The organism is Methylopila sp. 73B (assembly GCF_000526315.1).
GTDB lineage: Bacteria > Pseudomonadota > Alphaproteobacteria > Rhizobiales > Methylopilaceae > Methylopila.
This window is the reverse complement of sequence record NZ_JAFV01000001.1, coordinates 1,361,682-1,378,716: the sequence shown is the minus strand read 5'-3', so window position 1 is coordinate 1,378,716 and position 17,035 is coordinate 1,361,682. Positions and strand designations below refer to the sequence as shown.

The window sequence follows — 17,035 nt, the reverse complement described above, 5'->3', positions numbered from 1 at the left end:
TCTATCGCGACGGCGACACATAAATGACATGGGTGATATTGCGACCGAGGCGATCCTCACATTGCCGTCAGGGCGCCGTGATCACGCTGATCATCTTGGCGGGGCAGGATCTGGCCTGCGACCAAAGTCAATACGGCCGGTTCGCCGGCGCGCAACGAAAAAGGGCGCCCGAAGGCGCCCTTAAGTGCTCGGCGGCGGGGCCGCCGCGGCGATCGATCGGCCGTTAGGCCGAATAGTACATGTCGAACTCGACCGGGTGCGGCGTGTGCTCGAACCGGATGACCTCCTTCATCTTCAGCTCGATGAAGCTGTCGATCTGGTCGTCCGTGAACACGTTGCCCTTCTTGAGGAACTCGCGGTCCTTGTCGAGATTCTGCAGCGCCTCGCGCAGGCTGGCGGAGACGGTCGGGATCTTCTTCAGCTCGCGCGGCGGCAGGTCGTAGAGATCCTTGTCCATGGCCGGGCCCGGATCGATCTTGTTGGTGATGCCGTCGAGGCCGGCCATCAGCAGCGCGGCGAAGGCGAGGTAGGGGTTCGCGGTCGGGTCGGGGAACCGGACCTCGACGCGCTTCGCCTTCGGCGAGTTCGTCCACGGGATGCGGCAGGAGGCCGAGCGGTTGCGCGCGGAGTAGGCCAGCAGCACGGGGGCCTCGAAGCCCGGGACGAGGCGCTTGTAGCTGTTCGTCGACGGGTTGGTGAAGGCGTTCAGCGCCTTGGCGTGCTTGATGATGCCGCCGATGTACCAGAGGCACTCCTGGCTGAGGCCGGCGTACTTGTCGCCCGCGAACATCGGCTTGCCGTCCTTCCAGATCGACTGGTGGACGTGCATGCCCGAGCCGTTGTCGCCGTAGACCGGCTTCGGCATGAAGGTCGCCGTCTTGCCGTAGGAGTGCGCCACCTGGTGGATGCAGTACTTGTAGACCTGCAGGTGGTCGGCGATGCGGACGATCTTCTCGAACTTCAGGCCCAGCTCGTGCTGGGCCGAGGCCACCTCGTGGTGGTGCTTCTCGACGACCGCGCCCATCGCGGCCATCGCGGCCAGCATCTCGCCGCGCATGTCCTGCTCGCTGTCCACCGGCGGCACGGGAAAGTAGCCGCCCTTGGTGCGGACGCGATGGCCCATGTTGCCAGTTTCGTAGTCGGTGTCGGAGTTCGTCGGCAGTTCGATCGAGTCGAGCTTGAAGCCGGTGTTGTAGGGGGTCGCCGCGAACTTGACGTCGTCGAACACGAAGAACTCGGCTTCGGGGCCGAAATAGACGGTGTCGCCGATCCCCAGCGACTGCATATAGACCTCGGCCTTCTTCACCGTGCCGCGCGGGTCGCGCTCATAGGGCTCGCCGGTCGTGGGCTCGAGCACGTCGCAGACCACCGACAGCGTGGTGGCGGCGAAGAACGGGTCGAGGCAGGCGGTGGCGACGTCGGGCATCAGCAGCATGTCGGACTCGTTGATCGCCTTCCAGCCGGCGATCGACGAGCCGTCGAACATCTGGCCTTCGGCGAAGAACTCGTCGTCCACCATCGTGATGTCGAAGGTGACGTGCTGCCACTTGCCCTGCGGGTCGGTGAAGCGGAGATCGACGTACTTGACGTCGTTCTCTTTGATGAATGCGAGAATGTCCTTGGCCGTGGTCATTGCCATTTTGATTATCCTTATCCTTGTTCAGGAGTGGGGCTTCGGCCGCTCAGAGGCGGCCGTATCCAAGGCTCAGATCGCGTCGACGCCGACTTCCCCCGTACGGATGCGGATGGCCTCTTCGACGGCCGACACGAAGATCTTGCCGTCGCCGATGCGGCCTGTCGCGGCAGCCTTTCGGATGGCCTCGACGGCGCGGTCGAGCAGGTCGTCGCCGATGACGACCTCGATCTTCACCTTCGGGAGGAAATCCACCACGTACTCCGCGCCACGGTACAGCTCGGTGTGGCCCTTTTGCCGGCCGAAGCCCTTGGCTTCCGTGACCGTGATGCCCTGGACGCCGACCTCTTGAAGCGCTTCCTTCACCTCGTCAAGCTTGAACGGCTTAATGATCGCTTCGATTTTCTTCACGTTTCCAGGCCTCCTTGGCGTCGGTCGCCGCGCGCCGATGGGTCGTGAAACCGCGTGGCGGGACCTCGCGCACTTAAGCAGCTAGCGTGCCAATCTTCCACGCCCCGCGAAACCGCTGCGTCTGCGGCTCGTTTGGAAGATAGGTCGCTCGAGATAAATGGCAGCAGTCGCCTGTATGATCAAAAATCAGGCGGAATGCCGAAAAAAAAGGCGATTAAATCGGAGGCTGGCTCGATCGTCAGCGCGAGAATTGGGCAAAAATGCATTTCCGCGGGAGCGGCGACCTTGACCCTTGAGCTTTTGTCGACCTGCCAGATGGCCGAAGCGGACCGTCGCGCGCCCGCAGCGGGCGCGAGCGGCGCGGAGCTGATGGAGGCCGCGGGCCGCGCCGTGGCGGACGCTGCGCTCGATCTCCAGCCGCTCGCCCGCCGCGTCGTCGTCATGGCGGGACCGGGGAACAACGGCGGCGACGGCTACGTCGCGGCGCGCCTTCTGGTCGCGCGGGGCCTCGAGGTCGCGGTCGCGGCGCTCGTCCAGCGCGAGCGGCTGAAGGGCGACGCGGCGGCGGCCGCCGGCCGCTGGGAGGGGCCTGTCGTCCCGCTCGCCGAGGCCGAGTTCTCGGGCGCCGACATCGTGATCGACGCGCTGTTCGGCGCGGGCCTGTCCCGCGGGCTCGACGGCGCAGCCGCGGAGGCGGTCGAGCGGCTCAGCGCGGCGGCGGCCCCGACGCTCGCCGTCGACGTGCCGAGCGGCCTTGACGGGGACACGGGGAAGCCCGCGGGGGAGGGTCCCGTCGTCCGGGCGGACGCCACCGTCACCTTCGTCCGCCTCAAGCCGGGCCACGTGCTCTATCCCGGCCGCGCGCTGTGCGGCCGCCTCGTCCTCGCCGACATCGGCATGCCGGAGCGCGTGGTCGAAAGCGTGGGCGCGGCCGCCTTCCTCAACCGACCCGCGCTGTGGCGGCGCGCTTTGCCGCGTCCCGAGCCCGAAGGCCACAAGTACGGCCGCGGCCACTGCGTGGTGTGGACCGGCCCCGAGTTCGCGACCGGCGCCGCCCGGCTGTCGGCCGTCGCCGCGCTGAGGGCGGGGGCGGGCGCCGTGACGCTGGTCGGCCCGCCGGCCGCGCTGCGAATCCACGCCGCGCACGTCACCGCCGTCATGCTGCGGGCGGCGGACGACGCCGCGGGCTTCGCCGCCGCGGTCGCCCTGCGCCGGACCGACGCGGCGGTCGTGGGCCCTGGGGCGGGCGCCGGCGTCGAGGAGATCGTCCGCCGGGCGCTCGACCTTGCAGGCTCCGTCGTGCTGGACGCCGACGCCCTCACTGCCTTCACCGGGCGGCCCGAAGACCTTGCGGCCGCGATCGCGGCGCGGGCCGACCGCCCGGTGGCGCTCACCCCGCACGAGGGCGAGTTCGGTCGCCTGTTCGGCGACGCGGCTCCTTCCGGATCGAAGCTCGAGCGGGCGCGCGAAGCGGCGGCCCGACTGGGCGCCGTGGTGGTGCTGAAGGGGCCTGACACGGTGGTCGCTTCGCCCGACGGGCGGGCCACGATCGCCGACAACGCGCCGCCGTACCTCGCCACGGCCGGGGCGGGCGACGTGCTGGCGGGAATCGCGGCCGGCCTGCTCGCGCAGCGCACGCCCGCCTTCGAGGCGGCGGCGGCGGCGGTCTGGATCCACGGGGAGGCGGCGAACGCCGTCGGCCGCGGGCTCATCGCCGACGATCTGCCGGGAGCGCTGCCGGCCGTCCTTGCGGCGCTGGACTGATCAGGCTGCGGGGAAGGGCGACGCGCGCATGTCAGTTTTTTGCTGCGCGCGGCCTCGGCCATGATATAGAGCGTCCGCTTTCGCGCCGGTCCCGGCGCGAGGAGCAATGCGCCCGGCGCGGGCGTGGTGGAACTGGTAGACACGCGGGATTTAGGTTCCCGTGGCGCAAGCCGTGGGGGTTCGAGCCCCTCCGCCCGCACCAAGCCTGTGACCGCAAGCCCGCCGCCATCCGAGACACAAGGACCGCGGTCGCGCGCAGCTCGAAAAGCGCGCCGCCCGCGGAGGATTCGAAGAGACCACTCTCATGCAGGTGACGCAAACCCTCGACGAGGGCCTGAAGCGCGAGTTCAAGATCGTCGTGCCGGCCCAGGATCTCGACGCCCGCCTGATCGAGCGGCTCACGAGCCTCAAGGACCGTGTCAACATCAACGGCTTCCGCAAGGGCAAGGTGCCGCTCGCGCACCTCAAGAAGCTCTACGGCAAGTCGGTGATGGCGGAGGTCGTCGAGCAGGCGGTCGCAGACGCCAACCGCAAGATCGTCGACGACAACGGCCTGAAGCTCGCGATGCAGCCGAAGGTCAACTTCCCCGAGGACAAGGACGAGGTCGAGGGCGTGCTCTCGGGCAAGTCCGATCTGTCGCTCGGCGTCGAGCTTGAGGTTCTGCCGACCTTCGAGGTCAAGGACGTCTCGGAGCTCAAGCTCGAGAAGCTCGTGGCCGACGTGGAGGACGCCGAGGTCGACGAGGCCGTCGAGCGCATCGCCAAGCAGAATCAGTCCTTCACGCCCAAGGACGACGGCGAGGCCGCCGCGGACGGCGACCGCGTCACCATCGACTTCGTCGGCACGATCGACGGCGAGGCCTTCGAGGGCGGCTCGGCGACCGACCAGCCGCTGACGCTCGGCTCCAACACCTTCATCCCGGGCTTCGAAGAGCAGCTCGCCGGCGTGAAGACTGGGGACGAGACGGTCGTGAAGGTGAGCTTCCCCGAGGCCTACGGCGCGGCCAACCTCGCCGGCAAGGCGGCGGAATTCGCCGTCACGGTTAAGGGAATCGAAGCGCCGGGCGCGCTGTCGATCGACGACGAGCTCGCCAAGGGCATGGGCTTCGAGGACGTCGCCGGCCTCAAGGACGCCGTCCGCAATCAGATCTCGACCGAGTACGCCCGCGTTTCGCGCCAGCGCGTGAAGCGCGAGCTGCTCGACGCCCTCGACGGCCAGTACGACTTCGCGCTGCCGCCCACGCTGGTCGAGCAGGAGTTCGAGAACGTGTGGCGCCAGGTGGAGCAGGATCTCGCCCGCTCCGGCCGCACCTTCGCGGACGAGGAGACCACCGAGGACGAAGCCAAGGCCGAGTACCGCAAGATCGCCGAGCGCCGCGTGCGCCTCGGTCTGGTGCTTGCGGAAATCGGCGAGACGCACGAAGTCAAGGTCACCGACGACGAGGTCACCCGCGCGCTTGTTGAGCGGGCCCGGCAGTTCCCGGGCCAGGAGCAGCAGGTGTGGGACTTCTACCGTCAGCGTCCCGAGGCTCTGGCCGAGCTGCGCGCCCCGATCTTCGAGGACAAGGTCGTCGACCTGGTGCTCGAAAAGGCGTCGGTCGCCGAGCGCAAGGTCGGCAAGGACGAGCTTCTCGCCGAGCCGGACGCGGACGAGACGAAGACCGACCAGCCGTCGGCTTGACGCAGGCGCCGCAAGCGGCGTCGATAGGACGTCCGGCCGCGCTGATTTGCGTGGCCGGCGACCGGCTCCAGTGAGGAAGAGACTTCAGAGATGCGCGATTTTCAGGATCTGACGACGAACTTCCTCATCCCCATGGTGATCGAGCAGACCAACCGCGGCGAGCGGTCGTTCGACATCTACTCCCGCCTGCTCAAAGAGCGCATCATCTTCCTCTCCGGCCCCTTCAACGACGACATGGCGGCGGTGATCTGCGCCCAGCTGCTGTTCCTCGAGGCCGAGAACCCGAAGAAGGAGATCGCGCTCTACATCAATTCGCCGGGAGGCGTCGTCACCTCCGGCCTCGCGATCTACGACACCATGCAGTACATCCGGCCCGCGGTCGCGACGCTTTGCATGGGCCAGGCGGCCTCGATGGGCTCGTTCATCCTGATGGCCGGCGAGCAGGGCATGCGCGCCGCGCTGCCGAACGCCCGCATCCTCGTGCACCAGCCGTCGGGCGGCTTCCAGGGCCAGGCCTCGGACATCGAGCGCCACGCCGAGGACATCGTGAAGATCAAGCGCCGGCTGAACGAGATCTACGTGAAGCACACCGGCCGCTCCTACGAGGAGATCGAGCGCACGCTCGACCGCGACACCATGCTGTCGGCGGAGCAGGCGCGCGACTTCGGGCTGATCGACCAGGTGTTCGAGAAGCGTCAGGTCGAGGGCGAGCCGGATTCGAAGCCGGCGTGACCCTAAAGGCGCGGACAGGCCGCAACCGAGACGCCGGGCGCGTGCGCGGTTGCGGCGCCGCTGCATGAAGCTATCATAACGATCGGCGTTGCGTCGCGGCGAGACCGTGCCTACGTGACGGCGCCGATTGATTAAGCCCGATCGACGTATGACATTCCGATGAAGCAGCGCGGCGACGGGACGCTGCTTGGGACCCGAAAGGGGTAAGATGATGAGCAAGGTCGGCGGCGGCGACGCCAAGAACACCCTCTACTGCTCCTTCTGCGGCAAAAGCCAGCACGAGGTGCGCAAGCTCATCGCAGGCCCGACCGTGTTCATCTGCGACGAGTGCGTCGAGCTGTGCATGGACATCATCCGCGAGGAGAACAAGTCCTCGCTGGTGAAGTCGCGCGACGGCATTCCGACGCCGAAGGAGATTCGCAAGGTCCTCGACGACTACGTCATCGGGCAGGACCATGCGAAGAAGGTGCTCTCGGTCGCGGTTCACAACCACTACAAGCGCCTGAACCACGCGACGAAGCACAACGACGTCGAGCTGGCGAAGTCGAACATCCTGCTGATCGGCCCCACCGGCTGCGGCAAGACGCTGCTCGCCCAGACGCTCGCGCGCATCCTCGACGTGCCATTCACGATGGCGGACGCGACGACCCTGACCGAAGCCGGCTACGTCGGCGAGGACGTCGAGAACATCATCCTCAAGCTGCTGCAGTCGGCCGACTACAACGTCGAGCGCGCCCAGCGCGGCATCGTCTACATCGACGAGATCGACAAGATCAGCCGCAAGTCGGACAACCCGTCGATCACCCGCGACGTGTCGGGCGAGGGCGTCCAGCAGGCGCTGCTGAAGATCATGGAAGGCACGGTGGCGAGCGTCCCGCCCCAGGGCGGCCGCAAGCACCCGCAGCAGGAGTTCCTGCAGGTCGACACGACGAACATCCTGTTCATCTGCGGCGGCGCTTTCGCGGGCCTCGACAAGATCATCTCGGCCAAGGGGCAGGGCACCTCGATCGGCTTCGGCGCGAAGGTGAAGTCGGTCGACGACCGCAAGACCGGCGAGATCTTCCGCCACGTCGAGCCTGAGGACCTGCTGAAGTTCGGCCTGATTCCGGAGTTCGTCGGCCGTCTGCCGGTGCTGGCGACGCTCGAGGACCTCGACGAGGCCGCGCTGAAGACGATCCTGACCGAGCCCAAGAACGCGCTGGTCAAGCAGTACCAGCGGCTGTTCGAGATGGAGAACGTGGAGCTCGCCTTCAACGAGGAGGCTCTGACGGCGATCGCCAAGAAGGCCATCGAGCGCAAGACCGGCGCGCGCGGTCTGCGCTCGATCATGGAGCAGATCCTGCTCGACACGATGTTCGACCTCCCCGGCCTCGAAGGTGTCGAGCAGGTGGTGATCTCGGGCGACGTCGCCGACGGCAAGGGCCGCCCGCTCTACATCTACGCCGACCGCGCCAGCGAGGCCGGCGTTAGCGCCTGACGCCGGCATAAGGCATGAAACGAGAACGCCCGCGACCCTAGTCGCGGGCGTTCTGCGTTAGAGCGGGTCCGTCGTTTTCCGATTCTGGTGCGGGATTCCGCTGACGCCTGAGCTGTGCGAGTCCTTTGTCGTTGATGCGGCGGAGGAATGAAGGATGGCTCGGGCGTACGGCCAAGACCTTCGGGACCGGGTGATCGATGCGGCGTTGAAGAACGGGACGCCGGCGCGGCATGCGGCGGCCCGGTTCGGGGTCGGGATCGCGACGGCGATCCGCTGGGTGCGTCAGGCGCGCCAGAGCGGCGACCGCACGCCCGGCCGGCAGGGCCAGCCGCGGCGCTCGAAGCTCGATCCGCACCGCGACTACGTGCTGGAACTCGCCCGCACGACCGACATGACGCTGACTGAGCTTGCTGCGCAGATCAGGGCGGATCGCGGGGTCGCGGTCGGACGGACGGCGGTGTGGGTGTTTCTCGGCCGCGCCGGGCTGACGGTCAAAAAAAGACCGCGCACGCCGAGGAGCAGGAACGGCCGGACGTCCTGAAGCGCAGGCAGGACTGGTTCGAGGCTCAGCCCGAGCTCGATCCGGAACGGCTCGTCTTCGTCGACGAGACGTGGGCGTCCACCAACATGGCGAGACGCCGCGGCCGAGCGCCGAAGGGCGAGCGGCTGCGCGCCGCGATCCCGCACGGTCATTGGAAGACGACGACCTTCGTGGCGGGCCTGCGGCTCACTGGCATGGTCGCAGCCATGGCGCTCGACGGACCGATCAATGGCCGAAGCTTCCAGGCCTATGTCGATCAGGTCCTCGTCCCAGAGCTGAAGCCCGGCGACGTCGTGGTCATGGACAACCTCGGCAGCCACAAGGGAGCGGGCGTCCGGGCCGCGATCGAAGCAGCTGGCGCGACGCTGCTCTACCTCCCGCCCTACAGCCCCGACTTCAACCCGATCGAAAACGCCTTCTCAAAGCTCAAGGCGCTGCTCCGAAAGGCCGCCAAGCGGTCCGTCGACGGCCTCTGGGACGCAATCGCCCGCATCGCGGCTCTCGTCGAGCCCGGCGAATGCGCCAACTTCTTCAAAGCCGCAGGATACGAGCCGGATTAAAGCGAATCTGCTCTAGAGGCGATTGTTCAGATCAAATGGACAGGACCGCTCCGTAAGCGCGGAGTTTTCCCTGCAGTTCGCTACCTGGAACCGACTGGACCCTTATCTTGTTCTTTGCGGCCAGGGCGGCCCCCAGCCCCGCAGCCTCGCCCATCATCATGTACTGCGGCTCCATGCGGAGGGTGGCGATGCCGACATGGCTTGCGGAGACGCACACGGAGACAAGCAGGTTCGCGGCCTGGACGGCATGAGGGGTGAGGATCCGGTATGGGATCTGGTAGGGGCTTACCTCGGCCGTGGGATGGGAGATGCAGCCCTCGAAATTCAGTTTGCCATCAGCAGTCTCCTGATACTGCGTCACATGCGTGTCGAGCGGATAGCTGCCGATCCCGACCGAGTCGGGTTTGGTCACTGCGGTCTGACAGTCCTTTTGCGAAAAAATGTAGGAGCCTCGGAGACGACGACCGGCTCGGATGTAGAGCTGCGTCGGCCAGTTGCCGGCGTTGGTAAACTCATCCAACGCCAAACCGTAGGCGTTCGCCTGCTCGCGAAACTGCGACGGTACCCGACGGTCTGTCGCGTAAAAATACATAAGTCCAGCCTGATAGTTGTAGTGCTCTCGCCAAATCTTGTTCCGGGTCGTCCTGTCGCCATCGGGATATGCCCAGGATCCGCCTGGGAAGTTGCCGTTGCGATCGAATTTGTCGGCGGCGAGATGGCCTGCGACGAAGGTGCTGTTCGCCCCGAGACGGTTAGCTTCGACGACGTAGCGATCCGGATCATAGCCGGGCGGGGCGCGCCAAGCGGCCCGGTTCTTAGGATCGTTCGATAGACACAGGCGAAACGTATACGCCTGAACTCGTTTGTCGCCGGATCCCACAGTTTGTCCAGTGTAGGGATTGATGCCGGGTAGTAGCCGCCCCGCCGTGTCGCGGGTTTTGTAGCTTCGGATGGTCGGCAGCCGGTCGTACCCCGCGCCGCTCTCGTTGAAGGCTATGCCGGCTTCCCGGCCGACGACGTAGCTGACTTTCGCCATCGCCATGAGGTCGCCTTCGTAAGACGCGTCCACGAAGGCGTCCGCGCTCAACGATAGTCCGGTGTTCAGCTTAATCCCAAGGAGCTTCCCGCCTTCGACGGCGACCTCCATCGCAAGCGAGTTAGTGTACATGTCGACACCGCTCTCGCGCACCATCTGCTTGAAGACGGCATAGGCCACGTGCGGCTCAAACTCCGTTACGGGGTGGGGCTTGCCATAAGCTCTTCCAACGCGCCGGAAGAACTCCATAGTCAGGCCGCCGATCCATTTCTGATTGGGCGCGTCGGACCATCCGAGGCCATTCGCGGGCATGCCGCCCAGCGGATTGGGTCCGAGGACGAGCGCCGTTCGCACGCCCTCCCGGGCTGCGGCGAAAGCCGCCATCACGCCTGACGCTGTGCCGCCATACACAAGAACGCCGTAGCGCGGAGCCTCGGCGCCGAGGCTCCGGAAGGCGAACGGGAGCGTTAGCCCGGAGGCAAGGCCGGCAACGGCGGCGCGCCGCGTGATGTCTCGCATGGTTTTCCCCGTTGTAGTCAGCTGACCCCCGCCAGCGCGATCCAGATAGCCGGCGGGCCCAGAGGGATCCCTCCGGGACTGACCGAACGACGTCATTGCGCGCCGAGAGTTCCGTGACGGCGGCGGGCCGTATTTTGCGGTCAGAGATCGTCCGGGGCGGCCATTGGCGCGGGGCCGGTCTGTCGAGAACTAGCGCTGGCCGAGAGGCTGGATTCCGACGTCGACAGAACGGCGCCGTGTGCGCGCAGCGTCTTCTGAAGATCCGCGACGCTCACCTTCTGGACAGGCGTGTTGCCCTTCACGAGCATCGCCGCCGCAACCCCGGCCGCTTCGCCCATCATCATGTACTGCGGCTCCATGCGCAGGCTGGCAATGCCAACGTGGGTAGCGGAGACGCAGACGGAGACGAGTAGATTCGTCGCCTCACGTTCGTGCGGATAAAGGCTGGCGAACGGGATCTGGTAGGGGGTCGTCTTGCTGTGAGGCGAGGGAATCGTGCCTTCGAACATCATCTTCCCCGCGGCCGTCTCTTGATACTGTGCCGTGTGGCAATCCAACGAGTAGGAGCCGACGCCGATCGAGTCGGCTTTGGTGACCTCGGTCTGCGTGTCCTTCTGGCGGAAGATGTATCGCCCCCGAAGACGCCTGCCGCTGCGGATGTACAGCTGCCGCGGCCAATTCCCGGTCGCGGTGAACTCGTCGAGAGCAAGACCATAGGCGTTAACCTGCTCCCGGTAGTTTGCGGGAACGCGCTTATCGGTCGCGTAAAAGTACATCAAACCGGCTTGGTAATTGTAGTGGTCCTTCCAAATTGCGTCGCGGGCCGCCCGAGTGCCGTTCGGATATCCCCAGGACGCTCCGGGTTGATTGCCGTTGCGGTCAAACTTTCGGTTGTGGTTTAGGGGTCCGGCTATGAATTCGGAATCGTTGCCGATGCGCTGCAGATCAAAGAGGTAGCGGTCTGGATTGTAGCCAGCAGGCGCTTTCCATAGGGCTTTGTTCTTGGGATCGTCTGAAAGGCAGAGACGGAACGTGTAGGCTTGGACGCCCTTATCGGAGCTTCCAACCGCCTGATTTCTGTATGGATTTATTCCGAGCAGCAGCCGCCCTGCCGAATCGCGCGTCTTGTAGCTGCGAACGAGCGGATACTGATTGTAGCCAGCTGCGTCCTCGTTGAAGGCCGTCTGGGGCTCGCGTCCGTAGATATAGGTGACTCCCGCAAGCGCCATCAGGTCGCCTTCATACGACGCATCGACGAAGGCGCTGGCGGTGAGCGTCGCTCCGGTCGTCAGAGTCATCGATTTCAGTTGCACGCCTTCTTTCCCCACGCTGACCGCGAGGGCGTTCGTGTACATCTCGATCCCAGCTTCGCTGATGAAGCTTTTGAACGCCCTGAGCGCGACGCTGGGCTCGAAAAGCGTTTCGCGGCTCGCCATTCCGTAGAGTTTTCCAACTCTTCGGAAGAATTCCATCGCGAGGCCGCCGATCCATTTCTGGTTGGGCGCGTCCGACCAACCCAGACCATTGGCGCACATTCCCCCCAACGAGTTGGGACCTAGAACGAGCGCCACGCGTTGGCCTTCGCGCGCAGCCGCGTAGGCGGCCATAACCCCCGACGGAGTGCCGCCATACACCAACACCCCGTAATGAGGAGCCGCCGCGGCAAGCGGACGCGGAATAAGAGGCAAAAGCAGGCCGCCGCCCAGACCCAAAAGGGCCGTGCGGCGCGTTAACGCAAACGCGTTATTTGACATCATTCGATCCGACAAGTGGGAGTTGGCAAAATATCTTCGGACATGTCGCCTGCACCCGCCGATGGTGTCAATATTGGGGCAAGTGTGTATGAGTAAGGCCCGTTGTTATCGCGGGGGTCCTGGGCAGGAGTTTCCCCGCACATGTTCCATTCTTGACACCCCCCAAGGCGAGGGCCACCTAATCCTTCAACTAGGCGTGCACAGACCTCTCTCCGCTGCGCGCTTCCCCTTGGGCGGTCGCCCCGCGAGGCCTTAGGCTCGCAGCCGACGACCGCGCCGAATCGTGGCTCCGCCGTGACGCGCTCCCAAGGCGTCCGGCGCGGGCCGGTGACAAGGACCAGACGATGACCACTGCCAAATCGCGCGCGCCTGCCGACACCGGCGGCGCCGACGTCCATCCGGTGCTGCCGCTTCGCGACATCGTGGTCTTCCCCCACATGATCGTGCCCCTGTTCGTGGGTCGCGAAAAGTCGATCCGCGCCCTCGAAGAGGTCATGAAGGCGGATCGCCCGATCCTGCTCGCGACCCAGAAGAACGCGACGGACGACGATCCGGCGGCCGACGGCATCTACGAGGTGGGCACGCTCGCCTCCGTGCTGCAGCTGCTCAAGCTCCCGGACGGCACCGTCAAGGTGCTGGTCGAGGGCCAGTCGCGCGCCCGCGTCGTCGGCTACACCGACCGCACGGACTATTTCGAGGCGCGCATCCAGCCAATCGAGGACGAGATCGGCGATCCGGTCGAGGTCGAGGCGCTGGCGCGCTCCGTCACCGCGGACTTCGACAACTACGTGAAGCTCAACAAGAAGGTCTCTCCGGAGGTCGTCGGGGCCGTCACGCAGATCGAGGAGGCGTCCAAGCTCGCCGACACCGTCGCCTCGCATCTCGCGGTCAAGATCCCCGAGAAGCAGGCGGTGCTCGAGCTGGTCGACGTCTTCCAGCGGCTCGAGAAGGTTCTGTCGCTCATGGAGAGCGAAGTCTCGGTGCTGCAGGTCGAGAAGCGCATCCGCACGCGCGTCAAGCGCCAGATGGAGAAGACCCAGCGCGAGTACTACCTGAACGAGCAGATGAAGGCGATCCAGAAGGAGCTCGGCGACGACGACGGCCGGGACGATCTGGGCGAGCTCGAAGAGCGCATCGCCAAGACCAAGCTCTCGAAGGAGGCGCGCGAGAAGGCCGACGCCGAGTTCAAGAAGCTGCGGCAGATGAGCCCGATGTCGGCGGAAGCGACCGTCGTGCGCAACTATCTCGACTGGCTGCTGTCGATCCCGTGGGGCGTCAAGAGCCGCGTCAAGAAGGACCTGCCGGCGGCCGAGAAGCTGCTGGAATCGGAGCACTTCGGGCTTGAGAAGGTCAAGGAGCGCATCGTCGAGTACCTCGCCGTGCAGAGCCGCGCCAACAAGCTGACCGGCCCGATCCTGTGCCTGGTCGGCCCTCCCGGCGTCGGCAAGACCTCGCTCGCCAAGTCGATCGCCAAGGCGACGGGGCGGGAGTACGTCCGCATGTCGCTCGGCGGCGTGCGGGACGAGGCGGAGATCCGCGGTCATCGCCGGACCTACATCGGCTCGATGCCCGGCAAGGTCATCCAGTCGATGAAGAAGGCGAAGAAGGCGAACCCGCTCTTCCTGCTCGACGAGATCGACAAGATGGGCATGGACTTCCGGGGCGACCCTGCGTCCGCGCTGCTGGAGGTGCTGGACCCCGAGCAGAACTCGTCGTTCAACGACCATTACCTTGAGGTCGACTACGACCTGTCGAGCGTGATGTTCGTGACGACGGCGAACACGCTGAACATCCCGCCGGCCCTGATGGACCGGATGGAGGTGATCCGCATCGCCGGCTACACCGAGGAGGAGAAGGTCGAGATCGCCCGGCGGCATCTGCTGCCCGAGATCTTCACCAAGCACGGCCTCGGCGAGAAGGAGTTCTCGGTCGACGACGCGGCGCTGCTCGCGGTCATCCGTCATTACACGCGGGAAGCCGGCGTCCGCAACCTGGAGCGCGAACTGTCCAACCTCGCCCGCAAGGCGGTGAAGGAGCTGGTGCTCGCGAAGAAGCAGAAGTCGGTCAAGGTCACGGACGCGAACCTCGCGGACTACCTCGGCGTGCAGCGCTATCGCTACGGCGAGGCGGAGACCGAGGACCAGGTCGGCGTGGTCACGGGTCTCGCCTGGACGGAGGTCGGCGGCGAGTTGCTGACGATCGAAGGCGTCATGATGCCCGGCAAGGGCCGCATGACGGTGACCGGCAACCTGAAGGACGTGATGAAGGAGTCGATCTCGGCCGCGGCGTCCTACGTCCGCAGCCGCGCCGTCGACTTCGGCGTGGAGCCTCCGATGTTCGACAAGCGGGACATCCACGTGCACGTGCCGGAGGGCGCGACCCCGAAGGACGGTCCTTCGGCCGGCGTCGCGATGGCGACCGCCATCGTGTCGATCATGACGGGCATCCCTGTCCGCAAGGACATCGCGATGACCGGCGAGATCACGCTGCGCGGACGCGTGCTGCCGATCGGCGGCCTGAAGGAGAAGCTGCTCGCGGCGCTGCGCGGCGGCATCAAGACGGTGCTGATCCCCGAGGAGAACGCCAAGGATCTGGCGGACATCCCCGACAGCGTGAAGAGCCGGCTGGAGATCGTCCCCGTTCGCTTCGTCGACGAGGCGCTGAGCCGCGCTCTGCTGCGCAAGCCTGAGCCGATCGAGTGGGACGAGCCGGTGACCCCTCCGCCGGCCCACCCTGTCGAGGACGATTCGGCGGGCATGCGGGCCCACTGAAGCCATCCGCGCCGGCCGTCCCAACCCAGGACGGCCGGTGTGGAGTTTTCGCGTAGGTCCAGACTGAGATACCCCTTTGGGGCCGTGGTATCGGTCAAAACGCGTAGAAAATGACGGAAAACGGCGCGTCCGTCCTTGCAGCCTCTGCCTTTTTCGGAAAGTGTGCGCGGGCTCGTTCAACGGAACGCGCCAGAGGCGCGATTCCCGACGTGTTCATGGAGGGAACGATGAACAAATCCGATCTGATCGCCGAAGTTGCGGAGACGTCCGGCCTGACCAAGCTCGACGCCGCCAAGGCCGTCGACGCGACGTTCGACGCTGTGATCGCTGCTCTCAAGAAGGGCGAAGAGGTCCGTCTCGTGGGCTTCGGCACCTTCGCGGTGGTGAAGCGCGCCGCCGGCGTGGGCCGCAATCTCCGCACCGGCGAAACCATCAAGATCCCGGAGTCCAAGACGCCGAAGTTCAAGGCCGGCCAGGCCCTGAAGGACGCCGTCAACGCCTGACGCGGACCGTCGGCGCGGACGATCTTTCCGGCTCCGTCCGGAAAGAGGCGTCCCGCCGACGCCCCTCGAACTGCCCGGCCGAACCAGCCGCTTCCCGCACGGGAGCGGCGTTTCCATATCCGGCCGGAGGGCGGTTAGCTCAGTTGGTAGAGCATCTCGTTTACACCGAGAGGGTCGGCGGTTCGAGCCCGTCACCGCCCACCAGTTTCCGGCTTTCGAGCGATCCCCGCGCGGCCGAGCGCGACGCCGATAGACCGTTGAAGCCCGGAGAACATCCCCTGTGACTGCGACACGCGCTCCGGACGTGCTGCGCTTCGCGCCTTCGCCGACGGGGCGCCTTCACCTCGGAAACGCCCGCACGCTGCTGCTCAACGCTCTGACCGCGCGCAAGCGCGGCGGACGTTTTGTGCTCCGGCTGGACGACACCGACCGCGTCAGGGTGCGCGAGGAGTACGCCGAGGCGATCCGCGAGGATCTCGGCTGGCTGGGCCTCGCGCCGGACGTCGAGGTGCGCCAGTCCGACCGGGAGGCGCTCTACCAGAACGCTTTCGCGCGCCTGCAGGCCGCCGGCCGCGTCTATCCCGCCTATGAGACCGAGGAAGAGCTGGACCGTGCGCGCCGGCTCGCCCGCGCCTCCGGCCGACCTCCGGTCTACGACCGCGCCGCGCTTCGCTTGACGGACGCGCGGCGCGAGGCCTACCGCGCCGAAGGCCGGACGCCGCATTGGCGGTTCCGGCTGTCCGACGGCCGCATCGGCTGGGACGACGGCGTCCGCGGGCGGCAGGAGATCGACCTTGAGAGCCTGTCCGACCCGGTCGTCAGGCGGGACGACGGCTCCTTCCTCTATGTCTTCACCAGCGTGGTCGACGACGTCGACCTCGAGGTGACCGAGGTGGTGCGCGGCGAGGACCACGTCGCCAACACCGCGGTGCAGATCGACATGTTCGCCGCGCTCGGCGCCGCGCCCCCGGCCTTCGCGCACCACAATCTGCTGACCACCGCCGACGGCGCCGGTCTGTCGAAGCGCGAAGGGAGCCTCTCGCTCGGCGCGCTGCGCGAGCGCGGCGTCGAGGCGCTGGCGTTGGCGGCCTATGTCGCGCTCATCGGCTCCGCCGAAGCCGTGCGGCCGGTCGCCGACCTCGACGAACTGGCGGCGCTGGTCGATCTGAAGCGTCTGTCGCGCGCGCCGGCGCGGATCGACGAGGACGACCTCCAGGCGCTCTCGGCCAGGACCCTGCACGGCCTCGACCACGCCGCGGTCGCGCCCCGTCTTCTGGCGCTTGGCGTAGGCGGCGGCGCGGCGTTCTGGGAGGCGGTCCGCGGCAATCTCGCCCGGCTTGACGAGGCGCTCGACTGGTGGCGGATCGCGACCGAGCCGCTGCCAGAGACCGCGGAGCGCCCCACCGACGAGGACGCCGACTTTCTGGCGCAGGCGCTCGCGGAGCTTCCCCCGGAGCCGTGGGACGAGACGACCTGGAAAAGCTGGACCGCGGCGCTCGGCGCCTCAACCGGCCGGAAGAGCCGGGCGCTGTTCGCGCCGCTCCGGCTTGCGCTGACGGGCTGGCCGCATGGGCCCGAGCTCGCGAAGCTGCTGCCCTTCATCGGACGGGAGCGCGCCGCCGAACGCCTGGCGCCGCGGCGCTGACGACCGTC

General features: G+C 66.6%; 12 protein-coding genes and 2 tRNA genes. 10 read left to right on the top strand and 4 right to left on the bottom strand.

Annotated elements, in window-relative coordinates:
- Positions 1–223: 223 nt before the first annotated feature.
- On the bottom strand, positions 224–1,633 hold the full coding sequence (gene glnA / locus K244_RS0106615; RefSeq protein WP_020185466.1) for a type I glutamate--ammonia ligase: 1,410 nt from the start codon (positions 1,631–1,633) through the stop codon (positions 224–226).
- A 72-nt stretch (positions 1,634–1,705) separates the two neighbouring features.
- Positions 1,706–2,044, bottom strand: coding sequence for a P-II family nitrogen regulator (locus K244_RS0106610; protein ID WP_020185465.1), 339 nt, complete (start codon positions 2,042–2,044; stop codon positions 1,706–1,708).
- A 285-nt stretch (positions 2,045–2,329) separates the two neighbouring features.
- Between K244_RS0106610 and K244_RS0106605 the strand changes: the two genes are divergently transcribed.
- The 6 genes from K244_RS0106605 to K244_RS21550 all read left to right on the top strand — a co-directional run bounded on the left by K244_RS0106605 (position 2,330) and on the right by K244_RS21550 (position 8,799).
- Positions 2,330–3,808, top strand: coding sequence for a bifunctional ADP-dependent NAD(P)H-hydrate dehydratase/NAD(P)H-hydrate epimerase (locus tag K244_RS0106605; protein WP_024816356.1), 1,479 nt, complete (start codon positions 2,330–2,332; stop codon positions 3,806–3,808).
- Between the two features lie 117 nt (positions 3,809–3,925).
- Positions 3,926–4,010: transfer RNA gene (locus tag K244_RS0106600), tRNA-Leu, on the top strand.
- Between the two features lie 102 nt (positions 4,011–4,112).
- Positions 4,113–5,489, top strand: coding sequence for a trigger factor (gene tig, locus K244_RS0106595; RefSeq protein WP_020185463.1), 1,377 nt, complete (start codon positions 4,113–4,115; stop codon positions 5,487–5,489).
- 90 nt (positions 5,490–5,579) lie between these two features.
- On the top strand, positions 5,580–6,221 hold the full coding sequence (locus K244_RS0106590) for an ATP-dependent Clp protease proteolytic subunit (protein ID WP_020185462.1): 642 nt from the start codon (positions 5,580–5,582) through the stop codon (positions 6,219–6,221).
- 211 nt (positions 6,222–6,432) lie between these two features.
- Positions 6,433–7,698: an ATP-dependent Clp protease ATP-binding subunit ClpX gene (gene clpX, locus K244_RS0106585; RefSeq protein ID WP_024816355.1), complete on the top strand. Its 1,266-nt coding sequence runs from the start codon at positions 6,433–6,435 to the stop codon at positions 7,696–7,698.
- Positions 7,699–7,852: 154 nt separating this feature from the next.
- A protein-coding gene (locus tag K244_RS21550; RefSeq protein ID WP_155931619.1) for an IS630 family transposase occupies positions 7,853–8,799 on the top strand; the annotation gives its coding sequence in 2 pieces (ribosomal slippage) (positions 7,853–8,189 and positions 8,189–8,799; 948 coding nt in all).
- A 31-nt stretch (positions 8,800–8,830) separates the two neighbouring features.
- Here the strand turns inward: K244_RS21550 and K244_RS0106570 are convergent.
- Both K244_RS0106570 and K244_RS0106565 read right to left on the bottom strand, forming a co-directional pair.
- Positions 8,831–10,354, bottom strand: a complete 1,524-nt coding sequence (locus K244_RS0106570) for an FAD-dependent oxidoreductase (RefSeq protein ID WP_020185458.1) — start codon at positions 10,352–10,354, stop codon at positions 8,831–8,833.
- Positions 10,355–10,494: 140 nt separating this feature from the next.
- Positions 10,495–12,108: an FAD-dependent oxidoreductase gene (locus K244_RS0106565; protein WP_081761546.1), complete on the bottom strand. Its 1,614-nt coding sequence runs from the start codon at positions 12,106–12,108 to the stop codon at positions 10,495–10,497.
- Positions 12,109–12,452: 344 nt separating this feature from the next.
- Between K244_RS0106565 and lon the strand changes: the two genes are divergently transcribed.
- From lon to K244_RS0106545, 4 genes are all read left to right on the top strand, one after another.
- The gene (gene lon, locus K244_RS0106560; RefSeq protein ID WP_020185456.1) at positions 12,453–14,879 is read left to right on the top strand and encodes an endopeptidase La; all 2,427 of its coding nucleotides are present in this window, start codon (positions 12,453–12,455) and stop codon (positions 14,877–14,879) included.
- Positions 14,880–14,989: 110 nt separating this feature from the next.
- Positions 14,990–15,382 (top strand): HU family DNA-binding protein, encoded by a 393-nt coding sequence (locus K244_RS0106555; protein ID WP_280949663.1) that lies wholly within the window; start codon positions 14,990–14,992, stop codon positions 15,380–15,382.
- A 128-nt stretch (positions 15,383–15,510) separates the two neighbouring features.
- A tRNA-Val gene (locus K244_RS0106550) sits at positions 15,511–15,586 on the top strand.
- 76 nt (positions 15,587–15,662) lie between these two features.
- Positions 15,663–17,027 carry a glutamate--tRNA ligase gene (locus K244_RS0106545; protein WP_036305545.1) on the top strand — a complete coding sequence of 455 codons (1,365 nt, stop codon included), beginning with the start codon at positions 15,663–15,665 and terminating at the stop codon, positions 17,025–17,027.
- The last annotated feature ends 8 nt before the right edge of the window (positions 17,028–17,035 follow it).